Source organism: Kribbella sp. NPDC031520 (assembly GCF_055580825.1).
In genome coordinates, this window is record NZ_JBVIKS010000002.1 from 950830 (window position 1) to 975561 (window position 24732).

General features: G+C 69.0%; 24 protein-coding genes. 6 read left to right on the forward strand and 18 right to left on the reverse strand.

Annotated elements, in window-relative coordinates:
* The first annotated feature begins 59 nt into the window (after positions 1 to 59).
* Both ACZ5BU_RS13230 and ACZ5BU_RS13235 read left to right on the forward strand, forming a co-directional pair.
* A complete protein-coding gene (locus ACZ5BU_RS13230; protein WP_465698474.1) occupies positions 60 to 653 on the forward strand; it encodes an ArsR family transcriptional regulator in 594 nt (197 codons plus the stop codon).
* Positions 650 to 1906: an MFS transporter gene (locus tag ACZ5BU_RS13235; protein WP_465698476.1), complete on the forward strand. Its 1257-nt coding sequence runs from the start codon at positions 650 to 652 to the stop codon at positions 1904 to 1906. The genes ACZ5BU_RS13230 and ACZ5BU_RS13235 overlap by 4 nt, the downstream gene beginning before the upstream one ends.
* Here ACZ5BU_RS13235 and ACZ5BU_RS13240 read toward each other — a convergent pair.
* From ACZ5BU_RS13240 to priA, 9 genes are all read right to left on the reverse strand, one after another.
* Positions 1903 to 3519 (reverse strand): MDR family MFS transporter, encoded by a 1617-nt coding sequence (locus ACZ5BU_RS13240; RefSeq protein WP_465698478.1) that lies wholly within the window; start codon positions 3517 to 3519, stop codon positions 1903 to 1905. The genes ACZ5BU_RS13235 and ACZ5BU_RS13240 overlap by 4 nt on opposite strands.
* Positions 3519 to 4025 carry a MarR family winged helix-turn-helix transcriptional regulator gene (locus ACZ5BU_RS13245; RefSeq protein WP_465698480.1) on the reverse strand — a complete coding sequence of 169 codons (507 nt, stop codon included), beginning with the start codon at positions 4023 to 4025 and terminating at the stop codon, positions 3519 to 3521. The genes ACZ5BU_RS13240 and ACZ5BU_RS13245 overlap by 1 nt, the downstream gene beginning before the upstream one ends.
* A gap of 80 nt (positions 4026 to 4105) precedes the next feature.
* Entirely contained in the window at positions 4106 to 4567 is a 462-nt protein-coding gene (locus ACZ5BU_RS13250; RefSeq protein WP_465698482.1) for a MarR family winged helix-turn-helix transcriptional regulator, read from the reverse strand.
* Entirely contained in the window at positions 4564 to 5325 is a 762-nt protein-coding gene (gene hisF / locus ACZ5BU_RS13255; protein WP_465698484.1) for an imidazole glycerol phosphate synthase subunit HisF, read from the reverse strand. The genes ACZ5BU_RS13250 and hisF overlap by 4 nt, the downstream gene beginning before the upstream one ends.
* Before the next feature lie 122 nt (positions 5326 to 5447).
* Positions 5448 to 6380 carry a lysophospholipid acyltransferase family protein gene (locus ACZ5BU_RS13260; RefSeq protein WP_465698486.1) on the reverse strand — a complete coding sequence of 311 codons (933 nt, stop codon included), beginning with the start codon at positions 6378 to 6380 and terminating at the stop codon, positions 5448 to 5450.
* Positions 6380 to 7933, reverse strand: a complete 1554-nt coding sequence (gene larAH / locus ACZ5BU_RS13265) for an NPN-dependent hydroxyacid isomerase, LarAH14/15/16 family (protein WP_465698488.1) — start codon at positions 7931 to 7933, stop codon at positions 6380 to 6382. The genes ACZ5BU_RS13260 and larAH overlap by 1 nt, the downstream gene beginning before the upstream one ends.
* Before the next feature lie 61 nt (positions 7934 to 7994).
* Positions 7995 to 9194, reverse strand: a complete 1200-nt coding sequence (locus tag ACZ5BU_RS13270; protein ID WP_465698490.1) for a zinc-dependent alcohol dehydrogenase — start codon at positions 9192 to 9194, stop codon at positions 7995 to 7997.
* The gene (locus tag ACZ5BU_RS13275) at positions 9191 to 11482 is read right to left on the reverse strand and encodes an HAD-IB family hydrolase (RefSeq protein WP_465698492.1); all 2292 of its coding nucleotides are present in this window, start codon (positions 11480 to 11482) and stop codon (positions 9191 to 9193) included. The genes ACZ5BU_RS13270 and ACZ5BU_RS13275 overlap by 4 nt, the downstream gene beginning before the upstream one ends.
* Complete coding sequence (priA, locus tag ACZ5BU_RS13280; protein WP_465698494.1) at positions 11479 to 12216, reverse strand: bifunctional 1-(5-phosphoribosyl)-5-((5-phosphoribosylamino)methylideneamino)imidazole-4-carboxamide isomerase/phosphoribosylanthranilate isomerase PriA; 738 nt, start codon at positions 12214 to 12216, stop codon at positions 11479 to 11481. The genes ACZ5BU_RS13275 and priA overlap by 4 nt, the downstream gene beginning before the upstream one ends.
* Positions 12217 to 12336: 120 nt before the next feature.
* On the opposite strand from priA, the gene ACZ5BU_RS13285 reads away from it, so the two are divergent.
* Positions 12337 to 13449 (forward strand): cytochrome P450, encoded by a 1113-nt coding sequence (locus ACZ5BU_RS13285; RefSeq protein ID WP_465698496.1) that lies wholly within the window; start codon positions 12337 to 12339, stop codon positions 13447 to 13449.
* Here the strand turns inward: ACZ5BU_RS13285 and ACZ5BU_RS13290 are convergent.
* Together ACZ5BU_RS13290 and ACZ5BU_RS13295 are read right to left on the reverse strand one after the other, a co-directional pair.
* Positions 13433 to 14185, reverse strand: a complete 753-nt coding sequence (locus ACZ5BU_RS13290) for a class I SAM-dependent methyltransferase (protein ID WP_465698498.1) — start codon at positions 14183 to 14185, stop codon at positions 13433 to 13435. The genes ACZ5BU_RS13285 and ACZ5BU_RS13290 overlap by 17 nt on opposite strands.
* A 20-nt stretch (positions 14186 to 14205) precedes the next feature.
* A complete protein-coding gene (locus ACZ5BU_RS13295; protein WP_465698500.1) occupies positions 14206 to 14982 on the reverse strand; it encodes a sulfite exporter TauE/SafE family protein in 777 nt (258 codons plus the stop codon).
* A 91-nt stretch (positions 14983 to 15073) separates the two neighbouring features.
* On the opposite strand from ACZ5BU_RS13295, the gene ACZ5BU_RS13300 reads away from it, so the two are divergent.
* Positions 15074 to 15463, forward strand: a complete 390-nt coding sequence (locus ACZ5BU_RS13300) for a YciI family protein (protein WP_465698502.1) — start codon at positions 15074 to 15076, stop codon at positions 15461 to 15463.
* The gene (locus tag ACZ5BU_RS13305) at positions 15460 to 16671 is read left to right on the forward strand and encodes an RNA polymerase sigma factor (RefSeq protein WP_465698504.1); all 1212 of its coding nucleotides are present in this window, start codon (positions 15460 to 15462) and stop codon (positions 16669 to 16671) included. Before ACZ5BU_RS13300 ends, ACZ5BU_RS13305 begins: the two co-directional genes overlap by 4 nt.
* On the opposite strand, the gene ACZ5BU_RS13310 is transcribed toward ACZ5BU_RS13305, so the two are convergent.
* The 7 genes from ACZ5BU_RS13310 to ACZ5BU_RS13340 all read right to left on the reverse strand — a co-directional run bounded on the left by ACZ5BU_RS13310 (position 16635) and on the right by ACZ5BU_RS13340 (position 24149).
* Complete coding sequence (locus tag ACZ5BU_RS13310; protein WP_465698506.1) at positions 16635 to 18014, reverse strand: FAD-binding oxidoreductase; 1380 nt, start codon at positions 18012 to 18014, stop codon at positions 16635 to 16637. The two genes, ACZ5BU_RS13305 and ACZ5BU_RS13310, sit on opposite strands and share 37 nt — an antisense overlap.
* Before the next feature lie 139 nt (positions 18015 to 18153).
* Entirely contained in the window at positions 18154 to 19917 is a 1764-nt protein-coding gene (locus tag ACZ5BU_RS13315; RefSeq protein ID WP_465698508.1) for a proline--tRNA ligase, read from the reverse strand.
* Positions 19918 to 20034: 117 nt separating this feature from the next.
* A complete protein-coding gene (locus ACZ5BU_RS13320) occupies positions 20035 to 21129 on the reverse strand; it encodes a M14 family zinc carboxypeptidase (protein WP_465698510.1) in 1095 nt (364 codons plus the stop codon).
* Between the two features lie 55 nt (positions 21130 to 21184).
* Positions 21185 to 22009, reverse strand: coding sequence for a GNAT family N-acetyltransferase (locus ACZ5BU_RS13325; RefSeq protein ID WP_465698511.1), 825 nt, complete (start codon positions 22007 to 22009; stop codon positions 21185 to 21187).
* 49 nt (positions 22010 to 22058) lie between these two features.
* Positions 22059 to 23315, reverse strand: coding sequence for an MFS transporter (locus ACZ5BU_RS13330; protein ID WP_465698513.1), 1257 nt, complete (start codon positions 23313 to 23315; stop codon positions 22059 to 22061).
* Positions 23316 to 23355: 40 nt separating this feature from the next.
* Entirely contained in the window at positions 23356 to 23988 is a 633-nt protein-coding gene (locus ACZ5BU_RS13335; RefSeq protein WP_465698515.1) for a VOC family protein, read from the reverse strand.
* Positions 23985 to 24149 carry a ribbon-helix-helix domain-containing protein gene (locus tag ACZ5BU_RS13340; protein ID WP_465698517.1) on the reverse strand — a complete coding sequence of 55 codons (165 nt, stop codon included), beginning with the start codon at positions 24147 to 24149 and terminating at the stop codon, positions 23985 to 23987. The genes ACZ5BU_RS13335 and ACZ5BU_RS13340 overlap by 4 nt, the downstream gene beginning before the upstream one ends.
* Before the next feature lie 93 nt (positions 24150 to 24242).
* Here ACZ5BU_RS13340 and ACZ5BU_RS13345 point away from each other — a divergent pair.
* A partial coding sequence (locus ACZ5BU_RS13345) for a nuclear transport factor 2 family protein (RefSeq protein WP_465699254.1) occupies positions 24243 to 24732 on the forward strand: 490 nt, incomplete at its 3' end.

Here is a 24732-nt window from a genome sequence, read left to right on the forward strand (position 1 = left end):
GGGCCCAGGAGTCGCGACAGGGGTTGTCGGAAGGAGATCTGAGAGATTACTCTCGAAACATGTCTCTCAGGAATCCGTACGGCGATTTCGAGATCACCGATCCGCAGGCGATGCGCGCACTGGCGCACCCGGTCCGGCTCGCTGCGCTCAGCTACCTGCAGAAGAACGGGCCGTCGACGGCGACCCAGTTGTCCGAGCACGTCGGCGCCTCGCCGTCGGTGACCAGTTGGCACCTGCGGCACCTGGCCGAGTTCGGACTGGTGGTCGACGTACCGCCACCGAGCGGCACCGACCGGCGGCAGCGGTGGTGGAACGCGGTGGCGCGCGGGTTCCGGTACGAGATGCCCGAGACGCCGGAAGGCGCCGCGGCCGGGCGGTTGCTGCGGACCGAGATGCTGAACCAGGCGCTCGAGGCGGCGCAGCAGTGGCTGGCCGAGACCGAGCCGAACCTGGATCCCGAGTGGAGCCGGCTGGCCGGGTCGTCGAACACCCTGCTGGTGGTGACACCGGCCGAGGCCGAGGCGATCGAGTCCGCGATCGAGGAACTACTGGCGCCGTACGTCCAGCGACGCGACGCCGGCGACGTGCCGGCGGACGCGCGGCCGGTCCGGCACCTGCGGATTTCCTTGCCTGAAGCAACGGACGCGTCGTGAGCACGGACGCGGCCACGAGTCTGTGGCGGGACCGGGGTTTCCGGACGTTCTGGTCGGCGCAGGGGGTTTCGGAGTTCGGCGACCGGATCACCGAGCTCGCGTTGCCGTTGATCGCGGTCACCATGCTGGACGCCTCCCCCAGCCAGGTCGGCTTCCTGACCGCGGCGGTCTGGCTGCCGAACCTCGCGTCGCTGTTCATCGGCGCCTGGGTGGATCACCGTCGCGACAAGCGCCCGCTGATGATCGCGGCCGACCTGACCCGGACGGTCCTGCTGCTGACGTTGCCGGTCGCCTACTGGCTCGATCTCCTGACCCTCGGACACCTGTACGCGATCGCGATTCTGGCCGGTACGGCGCATGTCGTGTTCAACACGGCGTACGCGTCGTTCTTCGTCCGGCTGGTGGATCGCGACCACTTCATGGAGGCGAACAGCAAACTGTCCGCGACCCGCTCGATCTCGTTCATGGCCGGCCCAGCAGTCGGCGGCGTGCTCGTCCAGTGGCTCACCGCACCGGTCGCGATCGTCGTCGACGCGCTGACGTTCCTGTTCTCGGCCGTTCAGGTCAGTCGGCTGAAGCTCGAGCCGGGCGCCCCGGAGACCTCCGAGGAGCCGCTCCTGCGCCGAGCCGCCGCCGGGATGCGGTACGTGCTCAAGCACCCGTACCTCAGCCGCAGCCTCGGTGCCGCGACCACCGTGAACTTCTTCAACCTGATGGCGATGGCACTGCTCGTGCTGTTCGCGAGCCGCAACCTCGGACTGTCCGCGGGCGTCATCGGTATCGCGTTCGGCATCGGCGCGTCCGGTGGTCTGCTCGGCGCGGTCGCCGCTGCCCCGCTCAGTCGCCGGTTCGGCGCGGGTCCGCTGATCGCCTTCGGGGCGGTCGTTTTCCCGGGCTCGATCGCCATCGCCGCCCTGGCCGGTGGGCCGACGTGGCTCAAGGCAGTCGCCCTGGCCGGAGCCGAGTTCGTCGGAGCCTTCGCCGTCATGTGCTTCGACGTACCCCTCAATTCACTGCAGGCCGCCGTGATCCACGACCACATGCGGAGCCGGGTGGCCGGCGCCTTCAGCAGCATCAACTACGGCATCAGGCCGCTCGGCGCGGTCGTCGGAGGGCTGTTCGGCACCTGGATCGGTGTCCGCGAAACCCTGCTCGTGTCCGCCGCCGGCGGCCTGTTGTCCGTCCTATGGCTGTTGGGCTCGCCGATCATCCGCACCCGCGAACTGACCGGCCTGGAGCCGCCCGAGCTTTAGTCGTGTACGGCGCGGTCCGCGAGGTCCTCGACGTCGTCGACCTTGTTGACGGTCTTGCGGAGCGGGACCTCCTTGATGAAGATCACTGCGACCAGGCTGACCACGGCACACGCGGCGGCGATCAGGAAGATCCGGCCGGTTGCGTCGCCGTAGGCGTGGCGGACCAGGGCGGCCAGCTGCGGCGGGAGGTTCTTCACGTCGAGCAGGCTGGTACCACCGGAGCCGCCTTCCTGGAGTTTGCGGGCCGCTTCGGGACCGTTCGGGCCGGCGAGGACGCCGGCGACGATCAGGTCCTTGACCCGGGCGGCGAGCACCGCACCGAGGGCCGAGACGCCGACCGCACCGCCAAGGCTGCGGAAGAACGCCACGGTCGCGGACGACGCACCGATCTGCGTCACGTCGACGGTGTTCTGTACGGCGAGCACCAGGTTCTGCATAGTCATACCCATACCGAGACCCATCGCCAGCATGCCGAGTCCGACGTACCAGTACGGCGTGCTGTGGTCGATCGTGCCGAGGATCAGCAGACCACCGAGCAGCAGGATGCCGCCGGCCACCAGGTACCGCTTCCACTTCCCGTACCGCGTGATCAGCTGGCCCGATCCGGCCGAGCCGACGAACGAGCCGAGCATCATCGGAATCGTCAGCAGACCGGCCTCGGTCGGGCTGTACCCGCGGGCGATCTGGAAGTACTGCCCGAGGAAGAGCGCGCTGCCGAACATCGCGACACCGACCGACAGGCTGGCCACGATCGCCAGCGCGGTGGTGCGCTCCCGTACGACCTTCAGCGGGACGAGCGGCTCGGCGACCCGGCTCTCCACGAGTACGGCGAGGAGCCCGACGAGCAGCGTGCCGCCGACGAACAGTGCGGACTGCCACGACATCCAGGCGAAGTCCGTACCGGCGAAGGTGACCCAGAGCAGCGGCAGGCTGGCCGCGATGCTGATCAGTACGGCGCCGACGTAGTCGATCTGCACCTTGCGCTTGAGCACCGGCAGGTGCAGGTACTTCTGCAGGATCACCAGGCTGACCACAGCCAGCGGTACGCAGACGTAGAAGCACCAGCGCCAGCCGAGCCAGGACGTGTCGACGATGACGCCACCGATGAGCGGTCCGCTGACGGTCGCGACCGCCATCACCGCACCCATGTAACCGGAGTACCGGCCCCGCGAACGGGGTGGGATCGCGGCGCCGATGATCGCCTGGGCGAGCGCCATCAGACCGCCCATCGCGAGGCCCTGCAGCACCCGGGCGCCGATCAGGAACGGCACGTTGTGGGACAGACCGGCCAGAGCGGACCCGATCACGAAGACCGAGATCGCCAGCTGGACCAGCAGTTTCTTGCTTACCAGGTCGGAGAGCTTGCCCCAGATCGGGGTGGACACCGTAGTGGCCAGCAGGCTCGCGGTGAGGACCCACGTGTACTGCGTCTGGGTACCTTCGAGGTCGGCGATGATCGTCGGCAGGGCATTGCTGACGATCGTCGAGCTGAGCATCGCCGTGAACAGCGCGGCGAGCAGCCCGATCAGGATCTCGAGGATCTCGCGATGGGTGAGTTCCGGCGCAGCAGGCCCAGAATTGGGCCCAGCCGGCCGGGTCTCGGTGACAGTCATTACTCTCCAGTCCTGGGCGTTTGCCTCACGAGCTTGTTGGCCTCCGTGATCGCGACGGCGACCCGCTGCATGGTGGCAGCGGCCGCGACCAGCGCGTCGTCGTCGAGGTCCGACAAGGCGGTTCTGAGTTGCTGGGTGTAGGACGAGTACAGGGCCTCCAGCCGGGCCTTTCCGTGGGCCGAGAGGCTCACGAGCGCGACCCGGGCATCGGCAGGATCCGGCCGGCGGCTCACCAGTCCGTCGGCCTCCAGCGCGGTCAGCTGCCGGCTCACCACCGACGCGTCGACGCCGAGCTTCCCGGCGATCTCCCCGCCGCGCTGCTCGCCGTCCTTCATCAGCACCTTGAGCACACTCGCGTCCGACCGGCGCAACGCGCCGTCGCCACTGAGGTGCCGGTGCTCGATACACCGCACGGCCCGCACCAGCGAACTGACCCCTTCGAGCAGTTCCTGGGCGGCCGCATCCCGCTCTACCCCCGGGACGAGGGGTTGCTGAGCTAGTTGCATAACCCAACTATATACATAAGTAGTTGGTTTCCACAACCATATGTGCAGGTTGTGGATATGTGGTTACTGCCTGTGATTGGTCAGCCGAGGTCGGTGTTGAGGCGGGCCAGGAGGCGGCCCAGGTCGGCGAGGTCGGTCGGGTTCCAGCGGTCGAGGATGGCGCGGAACTCGGTCTGGCGCTGAGTGCGCATCGCCTCGTAGCGTGTGGCGCCGGTCGTGGTGAGGCGGAGCAGCCGGGCGCGGCCGTCGTCGGGGTCGCCGACGCGTTCGATCAGGCCGAGGTTCTCCAGCTGGCTGATACCTCGGCTGACCGTCGACTTGTCGAGGCCGAGCACCTGCGCGACGTCGGAGGCCCGTACGCCGGCGCTGTTGCCGGTCCCCATTTCGATCTGGGAGATCAGCGCGTACCCGGCGGCGTCCATCTCGGGGTGGACCCGCCGCGCCAGCCGGAGCGAGGCCGAGCGCGAACGGCGGAACAGCGCCGACAGCTCCTGCTCGACGGCGGCGACCATCTCCTCCGAATGTTCGACCTGCATGCTCATCGGACCACGATCCCGGCGTCGCGCAGGGCCTTCTTCACGTCGGCGATCCGGAAGTCGCCGAAGTGGAACACACTCGCGGCGAGTACGGCGTCCGCACCGGCCTGGACCGCGGGCGGGAAGTGCTCCGGCGCCCCCGCTCCCCCGCTGGCGATCAGCGGTACGTCGACGACCGCGCGGACCGCCTTGATCAGCTCGAGGTCGAACCCCTGCTTGGTCCCGTCGGCGTCCATCGAGTTCAGCAGGATCTCTCCCGCACCGAGCTCGCAGCCGCGTTGCGCCCACTCGATCGCGTCCAGCCCCGCGGACCGCCGTCCGCCGTGGGTCGTGACCTCGAACCCGCTCGGCTGCTCGGCGGACCGCCGTACGTCGAGCGACAGCACCAGCACCTGGTTGCCGAACCGGTGCGCGATCTCGCGGATCACGTCCGGACGGGCGATTGCGCCAGTGTTGATCCCGACCTTGTCCGCGCCCGCCCGCAGCAGCCGGTCCACGTCGGCCACCTCACGCACACCACCGCCGACGGTCAACGGGATGAAGACCTGCTCGGCGGTCCGGCGAACCACGTCGTACGTCGTCTCGCGCGAGCCGGACGACGCCGTGATGTCGAGGAACGTGAGCTCGTCCGCGCCCTCGGCGTCGTACACCTGCGCCATCTCGACCGGATCGCCCGCGTCGCGCAGATCGGCGAAGTTGACGCCCTTGACCACGCGACCGGCGTCGACGTCCAGACAGGGAATGACTCGTACGGCAAGACTCACGCGGCCAAGCGTAGCGTTCGGCCCGCCCCGATCAGCACGAGCGGGTGACCGGGAAGAGGCTACGGGGACTGACGACAGGTAATAGCCTCTCCCCGGTCCCCGGCACGCCGACCCACCGCGCCCTACTTCCAGGCGCGGCGGCGGTTGTCGGTGGACTTCATCGGGCGGGTGGATTCCCAGACCCGGCGCCAGCGGGCAGCGTCGGGGCCGGACTGCTCCGGGGAGGCACCGATGGCGGCGCGGCGACGAGCCTCGTACCAGGTGGTGGATTCCTCGTCGAGCAATGCCGAGACGGCGGCCGCGATCCGGGGGGCGAAATCCCGGGCGCTCTCACCGGCAGCCGGCCGTAGCGGGTCGCCGTACCGGACGTGGACGGCGGGGCGTCCCGGGACGGGCCAGCCGCGGCCGCGGGGCATGGCGGCGAAGGAGCCCTTGATGCCGACGGGGATGATCGGTACGTCGTGCTCGACGGCGAGGTACGCCGCGCCCATCCGGAACCGCTGCACCCAGCCGTCGGGCGACCGCGTGCCTTCGGGGAAGACGACGACGTTCCACCCGTCGGCGAGCAGGTCGCCGGGTGTGGAGCTCAGGTTGCCGCCGCGCCGCTCGATCGGGAACGTGTTGAACACGATCGCCGACCCCGCGGCCCGCCACCAGGTGTCGAAGAAGTAGTCGGCGGCGGCCGCGAACGCCGTACGGCGACGCATCGCGTCCGGCAGCGACAGCAGCAGCAACGGCGTGTCGAGGTGCGACGAGTGGTTCGCGACGATGATCGCCGGGCCGTCCAGCTTGAGCAGTGAGTCGAGGCCGCTGACCTGCGGGCTGACCTCGAAGTTGAGCACCGCGTTCAGCGGACCCTTCTGGATCAGGTCGCGGACCGCGATCGCTGCCGGCGTCCGGGCCCACTTGGTCGGGAAGACCGTGGACTCCTTCGGGATCACGTACGGCTCGGCCGACCGCGGCACCTGCGGCCGCCGGCCCCAGCGCCACCCGCGCGCGACCTGCTTCACGTCCCGCGCGGTGTCGCGCCCGAACTTCACCAGGCTGGTACCCATCAGCGCACGTCCGCGAGCAGGTGCGGCGGGTTGTGCAGGTACGTGATCGACGGCGACCGGCCGACCGAGTGGCTGACCATCTCGAGCGCGTCCGACAGCGTCGACGCGGACCGGAAGCCCATCCGCTCGACGGTCTTACGGTTCGCGCCGACCCAGACGATGTCGCCGCAGTGGTCGAGCGCGTGCGAGATCCAGTACCACATGTAGAACGGGTGCACGCCGTGGTACGCGTACGACGTCCGGTAGAGGTGGATGTACCACGGGTCCTCGGCGTACTGCTTCTCGAACTTCGCCTCGATCGTGGCCGGATCGGTGCTCTCGGCAAGCACTTCCTCGAAGAAGTCGACGTACGACGGGTGGTGCAGCTGGCTGAACTCGTAGTCGACCGGGTGGTACAGGATCACCGCGCCGTCCTTGCGGACGACCGGGTTGCCCCGGTACGAGTTGAAGTAATACCCCAGGCCCATGCAGGCGGCCAGGATCGGGTTCATCACCGAGTTGACGTTGTACGGGCCGATGAACGGCACGCCCATGATCGCGACGTCGGACTGGCCCTGCACCTCGACCAGGTGCTGGCGGTGCACGTTCTCCAGCGTCTTGTCGTGCACCGGCTCGATCTTGCCGGCGTGCACCCCGGTCAGGCCGTAGGTCGACCGGACGTCGGTGAAGATCTTGTGCCGCAGCTTGGCGGGTGCCGCCGCGAGCGCGCGCTTGGTGCCGAGCATCGAGGCCTGGTCCTTGAGCGACCACTCCCACTCGCGCTTCTGCAGGAACTCCAGCGGCCCGCCGAAGATGTCGTTGTTCAGCGTGGTCTCGATCTGGAAGACCTTGACGTGCTGGGTCAGCACCTCGCCCATCCGCCAGGCCGAGTGGTGCATCTTCGAGGCCTTGTGGTCCATGAACGAGCGCGAGTGGATCATCGTGTGGCTGTTGTGGTGGTGCTTCAGCGACTTGTACGACGCCAGGCCGATCGACGTCGACTTGTGGCCGCCGTCCATCGCCACCAGGTTCACGTTCACGTAGACGAGCAGGTCGGACTCGGCCGCCCGCTTGGAGATCTCGACGTCCTCGCCGTGCTTGGTCTGGCCCAGGTGGGTCAGGTTCGCGCTGTCCTCGGCGTCGAAGTTGTAGAGCTTGCCGTCGGGGAAGAACGACCGGAACACCCGCTCGCCGACGATGTCGCGCAGCTCGTTCGGGGTGAGCCGGCGGTGCAGCGCGTTGGCGGAGATCAGCTCGACGTCGTCGACGCCGGCCTGCGCGGCCAGCTCCAGTACGGCCTCGATGATGCGCTGCCGGATGTCCGGCTTCTTCATCGGCGGCAGCGGGATCGAGATGTCGTCGAACGCGATCGTCAGCCGCATCCCGGCGCGCAGCAGCTCGGGCAGCGGCTCGGACTCGATCGGGTTGAGCAGCGCGTTCTGGATCGCCTCGTCGACGTCCCGCACCGGCGGCAGCGCCTCCGGCGGGTACACCACCCGGGTGCCGAGCGGGAACCGCTCGAGCAGGAAGCCCTCACCGTTGTGCACGAGCAGCGGCGGGGTGCGGTCGTCCACCTCAAGCACAAAACCTGGCCGAGACATGTTCAGAACCTCTCTCGTCGTACGTTCAGCGCCCTCATGAGGCCCTCACATCGAAAGCAACCTTGACCGTGCCGAGTCGGCCGGCCGAATGCGCGTGGTCCAAAGCTTCACGCCAGCGGTAGAGCGGGTACCGGGCCCCGACGATCCCGTCCAGCGGGGCGCGTCCGGCCAGCTCCAGCGCGGTCTCGAACGCCGGGCGGCCGTTCGGCTCCTCCCGCGCGGAGGCGTACGTGCCGGTGACCTCGAGCTCGCGGAACCAGACTGGCGACAGGTCGGCGCCGCTGGCCGGCATCCCAGACAGTACGACGCGACCGCCGGCCTTGGTGACCCGCAGTACGGTATCGATCGAGTCCTTGCTGCCGACCGCGTCGACGGCGACGTCGACACCACCGAGGAGGAACTCGGACGCCCCGAACTCGGGCTTCAACCGGAACGCCCCGGTCGAGCGCCGGACGCCACGGAACACCTCGTCGGGCGCCACAACGTCACTGGCACCGAACGCACGGGCAAGTTCACGCTGCTTGGCGTGCTTGGCGACGACCGTGATCCGGCCGGCCTGGGTGAGCTCGCGCAGCGCGAGCGTCGCGAACAGGCCGACCGCGCCGGCACCACTCACGAGCACCGACTGCCCGGGCTGCACGTTGGCGCGCAGCGCGGCGTGCACCGCACCGGCGAGCGGCTCGACGAGTACGGCGCGCTCGTCGGACATGCCGTCCGGTACGGCGTACAACTGGCTGCGGTGGGCGACGAGCATGTTGCCCCAGCCGCCGCCGGTGTCCTGGCAGAACCCGGTCTGCAGACCGGGCGCCACGTGGCCGACCGTGATCCGGTCGCACCGGTTGGTGTTACCGGACACACAGTTCTCGCACGGCTCGACGCCGCGCGCCGCACAGGTCAGGACGCTGTCCATGACGACGCGGGTGCCCTTCGGCAGGTCCTCGCAGTCGTCGAGCAGTTCGCCGACGATCTCGTGACCGGGGACGAACGGCAGCGACACGACGGCGGAGAAGTACAGCTTGGTCGAGCCGGTGACCATGCCGAGGTCGGAGCCGCAGATCCCGGACAGGATCGGCCGGATCCGCGCCCAGCCGTCCCGCTCGGCCTTCGGCTCGTTGATCGTGACCAGCCGCAGCGGCGCGGCCGGGCCGGTCAGGATGCCGGGGATCCGGCCGCCGACCGCCTTCGCCGCCAGGAACTTGGCAGGCGACCGGTACATCTCGAGAGCGAGCATCATCGGGCGTTCACCCCAGGGAGCTCCAGACGGGACGAGGTGGACGGGGTCTTCCAGTCGACGATCTGCCAGCGCGCGGCCCGGGCGGCCCGGAACAGCGAGACGTCCGGCGAGACCGCCACCGGGTTGCCGACCGTCGACAGCATCGGCAGGTCCGAGTGGCTGTCGGCGTACGCGAAGGACTTCGACAGGTCGATGTTCTGCTGCCGTGCGTGGTGCTTGATCCACGCGGCCCGGGACTCGCCGACCAGCGGCGGGCCGGACAGGAAGCCGGTGCAACGGCCGCGGTCGTCGACGGCCAGCTCGGCCGCGACGATCTCGTCGAACAGCGGCTCCAGCGGACGGGTCAGCGGCCGGACCGCGCCGGTGATCAGGATCGTCTTGTGCCCGGCAGCGCGGTGCTCGCGGATCCGCCGTACGGCGGCGCCGCTCAAGCGTTCCAGTACGTGCTCGGCGAGGATCTCGTCGACGATCTGGTTCAGTTCCTCGAGGTCCGCACCGGCGTACCGGCGGTAGATCGTCCGGAGGAACGTGCCGCGGTCCTTGCGTTCGGCGGCGATCAGCTTCGGCAGCTTGCGGAGCATCGCGCCGATCTCGCCGGCCCGCTGCGGGCCGTCCAGCTCGGGCAGCCGCATCCACAGGTAGGTCTCGATCACGTTCGAGGACAACAGCGTGCCGTCCATGTCGAACGCGGCGATCACCTTGGACTCCGAGGACGGCTCGACCTTCTTCAGTACGCCGGCCGATGCCGCGAGCGCCTTGTTCCGCTTCTTCCGGACCACGTCCAGGCGGCGCATCGAGTCGGTGACGCTCGGGCAGTGCACTTCCTGCAGGTAGTGCTGCCAGTCGACGACCGCGGTGTCGCAGGCGAACTTCTCCTTGTCGTCACCCTCGAGCGCGTTGTGCAGGGCGAGGACGTTGTCGTCGACGAACTGCAGCTCGGCCTGCGCGTACTCGGAGTACAGGTCCATGTAGCGGCGGAGGAAGTCCAGGCGCCGCTTCTGTACGTCGAGCTCGCGCGCGTACTTGCGGACGCGCTCGCTCCTCGGCACGGTCGTGATGATCCGGTCGGCGATCTTGTGGGCCTTCTCGCCGTACCGCAGCATCGTCTCGACCGAGTCGCCGCCGGGGAACTTCCACACCGGCAGCCGGACCGCGCCACGCTCGCCCAGGTCGAACGGGTGCTTGGAGAAGTACGCGCGGACGCCGGCGTACAGCTGCTCGAAGGTCAGCGGGTTCCGGGAGCCGGAGCCGATGTGGTAGTACTCCGGCTTGCTCAGCTCGGGCTCGGTCGCCATCACCGCGCAGATCGCGCCGACCACGTGGTCGACCGGGATGATCTCGATCACCGAGTCCGGGCTGGCCGGGAACTCGGGGAGCTCGCCGCGGCCGTACGCCAGGATCAGCGGCTCGGCCATCTTGAAGCCCTCGATCCAGCCCGGGTGCGGGCTCTGCACCGCGGACTCGATGATGGCCGGCCGGACGATCGAGGTCGGGAGCTGCGCCGAGAACTCCTCGACGACGCGCTCGCCGAGCGCCTTGGTGAACGTGTAGCAGTCGGTCCAGCCGAGGCTGCGGGCGCGTTCGGTACCGGTCTCGACGAGCCGCTTCGCGACCCACTCGGTCCGGCGCCGCTCGGTGTCGGCAGCCGCGGTCAGGTGGCCGGCCCGGCGGTGCAGCTTCTCGGCCTCCTTGCGGAACTTCGCCAGCATCGGCGCGGACCGGGACTGTTCCTCGACCCGGGCCTTCATCGCCATCCCGGCCTCGGCCTCGGTGCGCCAGTCGACCAGGTGCTCGACCGGGGCCTCCGGGATCGCACCTCTTCTCCGTCCCGCGGTATAGGCGGTGGAGATGTGCACGTAGTGGACGGGCTTCCCGGTCTCGACGATCCGCTCGAGCAGGCTCTTGGTACCGAGTACGTTGGTCGTGAACGCCTCGTGGATCGGCGGGTCGAAGCTCACGTCGCCGGCGCAGTGCACGACGATGTCGAGATCCTTCGGCAGCTCCGGTACGTCGGACAGGTCGCCGTCGATCACCTGGATCCGGGCCGCGGTCAGCGCCTCGGCGTCGGCGTACGGGGTGCCCTCGCCGTAGAACGGCTTGAAGATGTCCTTCTTCAGCAGCTGCGCCATCCGGTCGGTGCCGGTCAGCGAGCCCTTCGGGCGGATGATCGCCGCCACGGTCGTGCCGGGCAGGTCGCCGATGATCCGGTGCAGCAGCGCTTCACCGACGAATCCGGTGACGCCGGTGACCAGGACCTTCTTGTCCTGGAGCTTGTCGGCCAGACTCACTTGTCGCCTCCACGCGTGAGCTCGAGTGCCTCGGTCAGGGTGAACGCGCCGGCGTACAGCGCCTTGCCGACGATCACGCCTTCGACGCCGTCCGGTACCAGCGTGCTCAGAGCCCTGAGATCGTCGAGGCTCGAGACGCCGCCGGACGCGATGATCGGCTTGTCGGTGCGCGCGCACAGGTCGCGGTACAGCTCCAGGTTCGGGCCCTGGAGCATGCCGTCCTTGGTGACGTCGGTGACCACGTACCGCTCGCAGCCGGCCGCCTCCAGCCGGGCGAGCACGTCGTACAGGTCGCCGCCTTCCTTGGTCCAGCCGCGCGCGGCCAGCGTCCGGCCGCGGACGTCGAGCCCGATAGCGATCCGGTCGCCGTACTGGTGGATGATCCGGTCGCACCACTCCGGGTCCTCGAGCGCGGCGGTGCCGATGTTCACCCGTCGCGCACCGGTCTGCAGCGCGGCCTCGAGGGAGTCGTCGTCGCGGATGCCGCCGGACAGTTCGACCTGTACGTCGAGCTTGCCGGTCACCTCGGCGAGCAGCTCACGGTTGCTGCCCCGGCCGAACGCCGCGTCCAGGTCGACGAGGTGGATCCACTCCGCCCCCGCCTCCTGCCAGGCCATCGCCGCCGCGAGCGGATCGCCGTACGACGTCTCGCTCCCGGCCTCGCCCTGCACCAGCCGGACCGCCTGCCCGTCCGCCACGTCGACGGCAGGCAGCAGCACCAGGTTCTCAGACATGGCCACACCCTAGAGGGCCAAGCTGAGAGATCCGTAACCCGGAGCCCTCCTGAGTCGTTTGAAATCGATCTGTCTCAGCAATACCAGTGGGGTCAATGGTCTTATGTTTAGGCTGGTCCCGTGACCACCGTCGAGCAACTCGCGACCGACCCCCATCCGGCCCTCGCTTCGATCCGCCCGGTCGGCTGGATCGAGGCTCTGAACAGCTGGGTGGTCACCGGCCGCGCTGTTGCTGTCCAGGTCCTCCGCGACCCGGAAACCTTCACCGTCGACGATCCTCGCTTCTCGACCGCCCAGGTCGTAGGCCCCTCGATGCTGTCGTTGGACGGCAACCCGCACAAAGCCCACCGCGATCCTTTCGAGTCCCCGTTCGGCCTCGCGGAAACCCGCCGCCGCTTCGCGGAACCGGTACGGCAGACGGTGGACGACCTGATGTCCGCCTTGAGTTCACCGGCTGACCTGCGGACCGGGTTGGCCGGACCGTTGTCGGTCGCCGTGGTCGCGTACTCGCTGGGGCTTCCGCCTGCATCTGCTCCTACGGTGCTGGGGTGGTACTCGGCGATCTCCGAGTCCGTGTCGGGCGTCTCCGCGGGGCTGCCTGTTACAGACGCAGGTGGGGCGGCATTCGCGGAGCTGCACAAACATGTTGCCTCGGGCATCGGCTCCGGTGACTCGCTGCTGGCGGCCGCCGCTCATGCGGGGCTCGGTGTGGACGAGGTGGTGGCGAACGCCGCGGTGTTGATGTTCGGTGGGATCGAGACGACCGAGGGCATGATCACCAACGCGCTCTGGTACCTGCTGAACCACCCGGACCAGCTCGACATCGTGCGCTCAGAGCCGGAGCTGCTGGCGAATGCCGTCGAGGAATCGCTCCGGCTGGAACCGGCGGCGGCAGTGGTCGATCGGTATGCGACGCGCGACGTCGAGCTCGCCGGCTACCGGATCCGGCGTGGCGACATGGTGACCGTCTCACTCGCGGGCGCCGGGCGGGACCCGGAGGTGTTCGACGACCCGGACATCTTCGACGTACGACGTCCGAACGCCCGCCGTCATCTCGCCTTCGCCAGCGGCCCGCACATCTGCCTCGGCATGCACCTGACCCGCCTCGAGACGCTCGCCGCCCTCGAAGCGGTCCTGGAACTCCCGGGCCTCCGCCTCGAGCCCGGCTCGCCCCCGCCGTACGGACTGGTCTTCCGCAAACCGCCCGCGCTCAACGTCAGCTGGGACGCCTGAGCACCAGCATCGTCGCGGAGTAGACCGGCATCACCCGATCAGGATCACGCTCCGCGTCCGCGGCGAACCGCGCGAACCCGGCGTCCACCTCGGATGCCGGCAGATGCTCGAACGTCGACAGCGCCCGATGACGGAGCCGCTCGTACGACTCCCGCAACGTGCGCGGAGCCTCCGCCGTGATCCGTACGACGTCCTCCCCGGCCTCCAGCCCGGCCTCGACGGCCATCGCCCGCGCCTCGTCGACGGTGCAGTACATCGCCGCGTCGATCTCCCGCGCCGACGGGAAGTACTCGTACCAGAACAGGTCCGGCATCCGGTCCGCGAACTGCGACCGCAACAGCGCCACTCCCCCGGGCCGCAGCACCCGGTGTACCTCCCGCAGCCCCTGCACCGGATCCGTCCAGTGGTGAAAGGTCAGGAACATCAGCACCACGTCAACCGATGCCTCAGGCAACGGAATCGCCTCGGCGCTGCCCTTCAGGTACGTCACCCCCGGCGCCGCCGGAGCCGCCGCCCGCATCCGGTCCGCCGGCTCCACGCCGTACGTCCGGCCCTGGAACTCCGCCGCCAGCCCTGGCGTCAACCGCCCGGACCCACTTCCCAGATCCAGTACGTCCAACGGCCGCCGTTCCGGCACGTACTCCGCAAACGCCCCGGTCCACCGCCTCACCGCAGCGGCCGACAACTGCCGCCCCGCGACGTACACGCTTCCCATCCGACCCTCGTAGTCGACCATGCGGTCAATCTACCGAGCCGTCAGGCGAAGAAGACGTCGTACGCGAGGCGCAGGATGAGGGCGGACACCACGACCAGGAAAATGACGCGGACGAAGCGGCTGCCCCGGGCCACGGCGGTACGGGCGCCCAGCAGGCCGCCGAACATGTTGGCGGCACCCATGATCAGGCCGAGGCCCCACAGCGGTGCGCCGTGCAGGGCGAAGACGAGGATCGCGCCCAGGTTCGTGGCCACGTTGGCGATCTTGGCCTTCGCGCTGGCCTGCAGGAAGTTGTAGCCGAGCAGGCCGACCAGCGCGAAGATCAGGAACGAGCCCGTCCCGGGGCCGACCGCGCCGTCGTAGAAGCCGATCAGTACGCCGACTCCGCCGGCCGCCAGGTAGTGGACGCGGCCGTCGAACCGGAGCGCGGTCCGCGCCCCCAGGGACGGCTTCATCGCGGTGTAGATCGCGACCAGTACGAGCAGCACCAGCACGATCGGCTTGAACCAGGACATCGGGATCTTCGTCGCGACGACCGCACCGGCGGCGGCACCGAGCCCGGCGAGAATCGCCAACGGCAGCACGGTTCTACGGTCCGGGCGCACCTTGACACCGAACGTGACCGCGCTGGTGGTCGTACCGCACAACGACGAGATCTTGTTGGTGGACAGGATCTGCGCCGGCGAGGCGTTCGGCAGCCCGAGCAGCATCGCGGGCAGTTGCAGCAGTCCCCCGCCGCCGACCACCGCGTCGATCCACCCCGCCGCGAAGGCCGCGACCACCAGGAACAGCAACGTCAGCAACGAAACATCAGGCACAGACCCAGATGATCCTGTAAGGGCGTAGTACCGCTCAACCTTTACACCGGCCGGTGAGACCTATGACACCTGATCCGGAAGAATGGGCCGGGTGAAGTTCCTACTGCTGATCCACAACAACGTCGAGGCGCTCAAAGGGTTCACCGAACAGCAGCTGACCGAGCTGGCCGGCGGACGGGATCACATCGCCACGCTCGCCCGCGAGCTGCTCGCCTCAGGTGAAATGGTGTCGGTGCTCGCGCTACAGGAGCCCGCCGGGTCCAAGGACATCCAGTTGGTCGCCGGTACGCCGGTCGTCTCCGACCGGCCTCTCCTGGAGACGAAGGAGTACCTCGCCGGTGCGATCGTGCTGAACTGCGCGTCGGTCGAACGGGCCCTCGAGCTCGCGGCGCTGATCCCGCTGGCGCAGTTCCGCCGGGTCGAGCTGCGCGAGATCCGGCTCGACGAGTCGGACTTCCTGGCTCAGCTCGACGACCGGTGACCGAGGTCGAGGCGGCGATCCGGGCTGCTGCGCCGAAGACGCTCGCGGTGCTGGTCCGGCGGTACGACGCGTTCGACCAGTGCGAGGACGCCGTACAGGAAGCGCTGCTCGAGGCATTCGACCGCTGGCGGGAGAACGGCGTACCGGAGCAGCCGACCGGGTGGCTGATCAGCGTGGCGACGCGGCGGCTGATGGACGGCTGGCGGCGGGACAACGCACGCCGGCAGCGCGAGCTGAACGACTTCCTCCGCGGGGCCGATCCCGATCCGGACGACTACCACGAGGACGCCGACGACACCGTTCGGCTGCTGGTGCTGTGTTGCCATCCCGCGCTGACGCCGGCCTCGCAGATCGCACTCACGCTCCGCTCGGTCGGCGGTCTCACCACGGCCGAGGTCGCGGCCGCGTTGCTGGTCAGCGAGACGACAGTCGCGCAGCGGATCAGCCGGGCGAAGCGCATGATCGCGGGCGCCCACTTCGAGCTCCCGAGTGCCGAGGAGTACGACGAACGCCTCCGTGCCGTACTGCAGGTGCTCTACCTGATCTTCAACGAAGGCCACACCGCGAGCGCGGGCACCTCGTTGCAGCGCGTGGATCTCGCCTCGGAGGCTTTGCGGATCACCCGCATGTTGCAACAGTCCGTCGGCGGAACGGGTGAGGTCACCGGGCTGCTCGCATTGATGATCCTCACCCACGCCCGCCGCGACGCGCGGACCGGGCCGGGCGGCGACCTGATCCCGGCCGACCGGCAGGACCGTTCCCGCTGGTATGCCGACGAGATCGCCGAAGGCACCCGCCTCGTCGAGCAGGTACTGCGTACCGGCGCCGTCGGCCCGTACCAGCTGGAAGCGGCGATCGCGGCCGTGCACAGCGAGGCCGACTCGGTCGAGACCACCGACTGGGCGCAGATCGCCGGCCTCTACCGGCTCCTCGAACGCGTCGACCCGAGCCCGATGGTGACGCTCGGCTCCGCGGTCGCGGTCGCGATGACCGAAGGCCCGGACGCCGGCATCGCGATCGTCGAAGGGCTGGCCGGCGACCGGTACCTCGGCGACCACCACCGCCGGCTGTCGGTCCTCGCCCACCTGCACGAGCTCGCCGGCCGCCCGGACCTGGCGCGCTCCAACTACCTCGCGGCACTGGAGCGCACCCGGAACACCGCCGAGCAGAACTACCTACGCGAGCGCATCGCCCATCTCATCAAGTGACGGCGGCCGCCGGTCCATTCCGGGCGCGGCGGGATGCTCAGGGCGTTGCGGAACACGTGTCCTGGATCGACGGTCTGCTTGAGTGCGGCCAGGCGCTTGCGGTGTGCTTCCGGGAAGCAGGCGTCGAGGTCGGCGTCGGTCGGGTTGGACAGGAAGTTCAGGTAGGCACCGTCCGGCTCGAGCGATCGCCAGAGTGCATCGAAGTCCTTGGGTTGCGTGCCTTGCTGCTCGGGCGTCCCCACCAGCACGGAGTTCACCATGAACCGCGCGTCGCGGTGCGCGAAGGCGGTCGCGTCCGCGGGCATCGCGCCGTACGCGCCACCGAGTGAACGGATCTCGATCGCGAGACCGGGAATCCGCGGACGAGCGGCCAACAGCTTCTCAGTCAGGCCGTCCGGCCACGCGTCGTACAGGCCGTTGCGGATCCGCGGACGCCAGCCGGGCGGCATCGTCATGTCGCTGAAGACCTCGGCGTACGGGATCTCCGCGATCTTCTCCGTGACCAGCGAGCCGAGGTGACGCAGCGGTTCCAGCACCTCGGCGGTCGTCGCGCACACCTGGACGGCGACGGGTACCTGCCGGTCCGCCATCATCGCCGGCGCCAACTGCAGGCTCGCCGTCAGCTCCTCGGGCGCGTCGGCCAGGTACGCCGTCCACGCGCGGATCACCTGTTCCGCCTGCGTCCACGGGTACAGGAAGGTGCCGAAGTACACCGTCGGCTGCCTGACAGCACTGATGTCGTACGACGTGACCACGCCGAGACTGCCCGCCGCTCCGCGAAGGCCCCAGAACAACTCCGGCTCGGTGGCGGCGTCGACCCGCCGTACCGCACCGTCCGCGGTCACCACCTCGGCCGACACCACGTTGTCGATCGCGAGCCCGTGCTTGCGCACCATCCACCCGATCCCGCCACCGGCCATCAACCCGCCGACTCCGACGCTCGCGGTATCACCCGACGAGATCGCCAACCCGGCCTTCCCCAGCCGCGCGGCAACGCCTCCCAACGTCGCCCCGGTCCCGACCCGCACGACGTCGTCCGGCAACACCCGCACCTCGTCCATCGGCCGTACGTCGATCACCACCCCACCGACGCTCGTACCGAACCCCGCCGCATGATGCCCACCACTCCGCACCGCAACCGGCAGATCCTGCGCCTCGGCATACCGCAACGCGGCCACCACATCCCCCGCCCCCACACACCGAACCACCACCCGCGGCCGCCCCGCCGCCACCATCACCCGCCCCGCCTCCGCATACCCCACATCCCCGTCGACGAGCACCTCCCCCACCACAACCGCCCGCAACCCGCCGGTCCCCCGCGCAACCACCACAGACTCCGCCATCACCACTCCTCATCTCCCGGACGCCCCCTCAGGCGCCACACCCCGGGATCGGAGCCGGCCGGCGTTCCTCGACATACCCCGCGAAAAGATTCCGGCCCCGTCCCCCGGTGCGGGGAACAGGGCCGGATCGAATGACGGGTCAGCCGTGGACGGTGGTGACCAGGTGGTCGATGATGTCGGCGACAGGGATGTCGGCGCGGGTGCCGGTGCGGCGGTCTTTGACTTCGATGGTGCCGTCGGCGAGGCCCTTGCCGACGACCGCGATGGTGGGGATGCCGAGGAGTTCGGCGTCCTTGAACTTGACGCCTGGCGAGACCTTCTCGCGGTCGTCGTAGATCACGCTGAGGCCGCGGGACTCCAGTTCGGCGGCGAGCTCGGCGGCCTTCTCGAAGAGCTCGGAATCCTTGCCGGTGGCAACCAGGTGGATGTCGGCCGGCGCGATCTCCCGCGGCCACACCAGGCCGAGCTCGTCGTGGTTGCCCTCGGCGATCGCAGCCACCGCGCGGGTGACGCCGACACCGTACGACCCCATGGTGACCGTGACGAGCTTGCCGTTCTGGTCGAGGACCTTCAGGTCGAGCGCGTCGGCGTACTTGCGGCCGAGCTGGAAGATGTGGCCCATCTCGATCCCGCGCGCGGCCTGCAACGGGCCCGAACCGTCCGGCGCCTGGTCGCCGTCGCGCACCTCGGCGGCCTGGATCGTCCCGTCGGCGGTGAAGTCGCGACCGTGCACCAGGTTGATCACGTGGAAGCCTGTCTTGTCCGCGCCCGTCACCCACGCCGACCCCTCGGCCACTCGCGGATCGAGCAGGTACCGGATCTTCGACGCGTTCTCCGACCCCAGCACGCCCGGGCCGATGTAGCCCTTGGACAGCGACGGATGCTTCTCGAAGTCCGCCTCCTCGAAGGCGACCACCTCGGCCGGCTCCAGCTGCGCACCGAGCCGCTTCTCGTCGATCGCGCGATCGCCCGGTACGCCGATCGCCAGCGGCTCGCGCGTCCCGTCCGGGTGCACGAGCATCACGAGCACGTTCTTCAGCGTGTCCGCGGCGGTCCACTCGCGGCCGTCGGTGCGCGGGTGCTTCGCGTTCAGCGCGTCGACCAGCGTGTCGATGGTCGGCGTGTCCGGGGTGTCCACGACCTCGGCGGCCGGTACGGCGGAGGCGTCGACCGGGGCCGACTGCGGCACCACGACCGCCTCGACGTTGGCGGCGTACCCACCCGGCGAGCGGACGAAGGTGTCCTCACCGTTCTCGGCGATCGCCAGGAACTCCTCGGAGCGGGAACCGCCCATCGCGCCGGACATCGCCTGCACGATCACGTAGTCGAAGCCGAGCCGGTCGAAGATCTTGATGTACGCCTCGCGGTGCTTCTCGTACGACTTCGCGAGCCCCTCGTCGTCGACGTCGAACGAGTACGAGTCCTTCATCACGAACTCACGCCCGCGCAGCACGCCGGCCCGCGGCCGCGCCTCGTCGCGGTACTTGTTCTGGATCTGGTAGATCGACAGCGGGAGATCCTTGTACGACGAGTACAGATCCTTGACGACCAGCGTGAACATCTCCTCGTGCGTCGGGCCGAGCAGCATGTCCGCGCCCTTGCGGTCCTTCAGCCGGAAGATGTTCGGCCCGTACTCCGTCCAGCGGCCGGTCGCCTCGTAGGGCTCGCGCGGCAGCAGCGCCGGGAAGACCAGCTCCTGCGCGCCGATCGCGTCCATCTCCTCGCGGACGATCCGCTCGACGTTGCGCAGCACCCGCAGGCCGAGCGGCAGCCAGGTGTAGATGCCGGGCGCGGCGCGGCGGATGTAGCCGGCGCGGACGAGCAGCTTGTGGCTCGGGACCTCCGCGTCCGCCGGGTCCTCGCGAAGGGTGCGGAGGAACAACGACGACATACGCAAAATCACGGGAGTCTCCAAGCGTGCAAAAGTCGAATACAGGACGTCACAGAGAATATCCGCCCGGCAGCAATGCTCCCACCTCGTTGTCCACAGCCCTGCACCCGGGAGCCTACCCGAGGGTAATCAGGGCAGCTGACCGTACGGGGTCGCGGCGGCCTGGGCGGCGTACACCAACGCTGGTTCGAGTACCGGCCAGAACGTCGAGGAAACGCACGAGTACGCGGGCAGGAATCCGGCGCACCAGCCGGTGCGCGGGCCGACCTCGAAGGTGTACGACGGCACGCCGCGGGTGCCGTACAACCAGTCGGTGGTCGAACCAGGCGTGAAGTACCCGACCCCGCCGTCCCCGGTCGACACCGGATAGCCCGTGAGCGCACCCATCTTGTTGCCTAGGGCCACCAATGCGGCCCGGTCCGGCGCGGCCGTGCGGGTGTATCCCCACGGCGCCAGGATGTCGTTGCCGTAGCTGTGCAGCGTCACGAAGACGCCGGTCGTGCTCGCGGCGGCCGGCTCGTCCTCAGCGCCCTTCGTGTCGGGAAAGATCTTCTCCAGCAAGTCCTGGATCGCTACGGTCTCCGGCTCGGATGCCGGCTTCGCACCCGGGTACATCTCGGTGCACGGACCACCCTCGTCGGCATCCCAATGGAACGACGAGTTGCGGTTCAGGTCGACTCCGGCGTACCCGGTCGAGCATCCGCCCGCACTGTCGTCGGCGTTCTTCCGTTGCAGCAGCGGCCGCGCCGGGTTCGAGGCGACCACGTCGACCCCGTCCGGGTTCGCGATCGGTACCACCCACAGTTCGCGGGTGTCGAGCAGCGCGGTGATCCCGGGGTCGACGCCGTACGACGAGACGAGCAGATCGATCCACTGGTACGCGATCTCGCCGGTCACGAGCTCCCGCGCATGGATCTGCGCGTGCAGGACGAACTTCGGCTTCTTCCCGGCGCTGTTCAATGCACAGTCGCCCGCGGTGAGCTTCGTGATGCACAGGGCCTGGATGTCGTGCCCGCCTTGTCCTTGGACCTTCTTCCACGAGTCGCCGATGTCGTACAGCTTCACAAGGTCCGGGTGCGCCGCGGCGACGGCCGCGTTGTGCTGCTCGTGCCCGACGGTCGTGTGGTACCCGCCGTAGTACGTCACTGGTGCCGACGAGTACGCGGCTGACGACGTGGCGATCAGCGCAAAGCTGCACAGGAGGAGTACGGCGAGCCTTCGCACGCCGACCAGCCAACCCGACGACCGGTCGCCGGGTCATCACAGAGAGTACGCGGTATCAGAACAGAATCGTCGCGAACGTCTCGATCGTCCGGAACCCGACCCGCTCGTACGCGGCCCGCGCCGGCAGATTGAAGGCGTTCACATACAGCGTGACCACCGGTGAGATCTGCCGGGCCAGCTCCACCACAGCGGCCATACCGGGAGCGGCAAGCCCGCGGCCGCGGTACTCCGGATCGACCCAGACGCCCTGGATCTGGCAGACCCCGGTACCGACCGAGCCGACCTCGGCCTTGAACACGACCCGCCCGTCCTCGATCCGCGCGAACGCCCGCCCGGCCCGGATCAGCTCCGCGACCCGCGACCGGTAGAACGTCCCGTCCGGCCCGGTCTGCGGCGGTACGCCGACCTCCTCGGTGTACATCGCGACGCACGCCGGGTACAGGATCGGCAACTCGACCGGCTCCACGGCCCGGACCAGCGGATCCGGAGTAATCGCCGGCGGTCCCTCGACCACCATGAACGGCTGGTCGTCGCGGATCTCGCGGGCCGGGCCCCAGTGCGGCTCGAGGATGCTCCACAGCTGCTCGACCGCGCGCGCCTGGCCGAGGATCTGGAAGCAGTTCCGCCCGCGGCGCAGCGCGTACGCAGCGAACGCCCGCAGCGCCGCGTCGTCCGCGCCGACCGGGACCATGTTCCCGCCGGCGTGACACAGCGCCTCGAGGGCACCCTTGTCGACGTAGCCCCAGACCTCCGCACCGCGCCGCGGGTCGAGTCCGGACGCCTGCACGAGGCTGTCCACGAACACGTTGACCACCGGATCGCGGGCGATGACCGCGCGCGCCGCCGCGAGGTCACGAGGACCGAGAACCCGTACGCCCACGCGCAGAACCTAGCTGATGTCAGGCGTCAGCGTATGCAACGGGGCCGCGTCAGGCTGTCTGTGGTTCGTGACCGGCAGCGATCCGACGCAGCGGTGAGGTCCAGGCGAAGACCACGCCGAGGCAACCGAACAGACCCATCAACACCATTCCGGTCCGCGGGCCGAAGGCGTTGCCGAGCAGCCCGCCGAGAACGGATCCGAGCGTCCAGCCGACACCCCAGGACAGCATCCGGCCGGCCGTGTTGACCCGGCCCAGCAGGTGCTCCGGGGTCACCTGCTGCCGGTACGACACGGCGTTCACGATCACCAGCACGTACGCCGAACCCCAGACGAGCAGCGCCAGCGCCGCCACGATCCAGTGCGGCGACAACGGCGCCAGCACCCCGAGCAACGCCGACAGCGGCAGCGCGTACAGCGTGATCGCGGCAGGTGGCATCCGCTTCAGCAGCCGCGGCAGACTGAGCGCCGCGATCAGCCCGCCGATCCCCCACACGCCCCACACCAGTCCGAACCGGAGTCCCGACGTACCGATGTGCAGGACGCGGTCGCACCACACCACGATCAGCGCCATGAAGCCGCCGCCCGCGAAGGACTGGATGCTGCCGATGATCGTCATCGTCCGTACGCCGGCGTGCTGGACCAGGTACCGCAGGCCGTCGCCGATGTCGTTCAGCACGACCCGCGGGCGCAGCGGCGGCTGCCCGTCGCGGGACTCCGACATCGCCCGGACGATCCCGCGCACCGCGAACGCGGACGCGGCGAAGCTGAGCGCGTCCAGCGTGAGCAGGCTGGCCGGATCGAAGACGCCGAGCATCAGACCGGTCAACGGCGGGACGAACAACTCGATGAGACTCGACGCCGTCCAGACCGCCGAGTTCGCCTGCGCCACGCGGGCACGGCCGACGAGGACCGGCAGCGCGCCGAAGTTCGCGCCGTCGAAGAAGGTGTAGACGGCCTGCACGGTGAACGCGACCACCAGCACCTGCGGGACGGTCAGTACGCCGAACACGTGCGCGAGCGGGACGGATCCGACGAGGACGGCGTTCACACAGTCCGCGGTCACCATCGTGCGCCGACGGTTCCAGCGGTCCGCGAGCGCGCCCGCGAACAGACCGGCCAGGAGATACGGCGCCGACTCGAGCGCGGTCACGACCGCCGTCAGTACGGTCGACCCGCTCAAGCGGTACACCAGTACGGGTAACGCGATCGCCGTGACCATCGAGCCCGTGACCGAGAGCGCCCGCGCCAGCCAGTACCGCCGGAAGTCCGTGTCGTCCCGCAGCCGCTGAGGCGCCCCCGTCGTCATGCCGTGCATCTTCCAACCTCAGGTGGGGTCGAGGTCAAGCTCATTGGTGCACCACGACTCGTTGGCCGTCCGGGTCCGTGAGCTCCAGCGCGTTGTTGGTGCGGGTACCCGGTACGCGGCTCTGTACGTCGTCGAGGTCCTCGGTCGTCGTCAGGTCGAGGCGTACGGCAAACTCGGCGCCCGGGCCGAACCGTACGGTCGGGGTGATGCCGAGCGCGGTGAGGAACCGCTGCCAGGCGGGCTCGTCCGCGCCGGTCAGGTACGGCGTGACGGTCCACCGCTCGTCCGGATGCGCGTCGTGCAGCTTGTACCCGTACAGGTCCTCGGTCCGCTCGTCGATCCAGATCACGACGCCGTCCGGCGCGGTCACCGATAGCACCCGCCCGTACGCCTCATCGAAGACCGTCGCGTCGCCGAACCCGGCCTGCTCCAAGCGATCTGTCAGCCCGTCCAGCTTGTCCGCTTCGAAGGACAGCGTGGTCTGCGCGGCCTTCCCACCGGTCGAGCTGTCCGCCGCGTCGTGCAGCGCGACCATCCCGTTGCCGGTCACCATGTCCACCCATCCACCGCGCTCGGACTCGATCCGTGACCGCAGCCCGAGCGCCTCCAGGAACCCCCGCATCGCATCCACGTCGTCGGTGAACCGGAGCGGTCTGATCACCACGCTGCTCATCCCCTGGCCTCCCCATGGTTGTCGAGATACTCCGCAAGCGCCTGCTCGACCAGCGCCGACAAACTCGCCCCGTCGTCGATCGCCTTGTGCTTCACCCGCCGCACCAAACCCGGCGGCAGATACACGTTGAACTGCACCTTCTTCCCAGCATCATCCGCCATGGCTATATTGCTAGCATTCTATGTTGCTACCAGTCAAGAGGTACGAGCTCAACTAGGACCGCGCTTGTCCTAGGTGGAAGGCAGGGTGTGGGTATGTCAGTGAATGAGGAGCTCTCGGAGCTCGAGGATCTGTTGTGGAAGGCGAACCGGGAAGGCGACGGGGACTTTTACCAGAGGTATCTGCGCGACGACGCGATCGCGGTGACCAGGTTCGGGATCATCGACAAGGCGACCGCGGTCCCGGGCATCACCGCCAACCACAACCCGTACCTGAGGACCAACCGCACCGGGGAGCGCGTGATCGTCGTCGACGACCACACCGCGATCGTCACGTACCACGTCGCCGTCACGGTCCTTGTCGACGGCAACGAAGTACAGGCGCCGTCGTACGCCACCAGCGTCTGGACGAACACGTCCGGGGAGTGGCTGGTCGCCTTCCACCAACAGACGGCGCTAGTGTCCTGGGGGGGGGGGGTGGGGGGGGGGGGGGGGGGGGCCCCATTCCGAGAAAACAAAGGGAGGGCCGGGGGGGGGGGTGGGGGTCCTGGGGGGGTGTGGTGTTTGGGGGGGGGAAGTGCCCCAC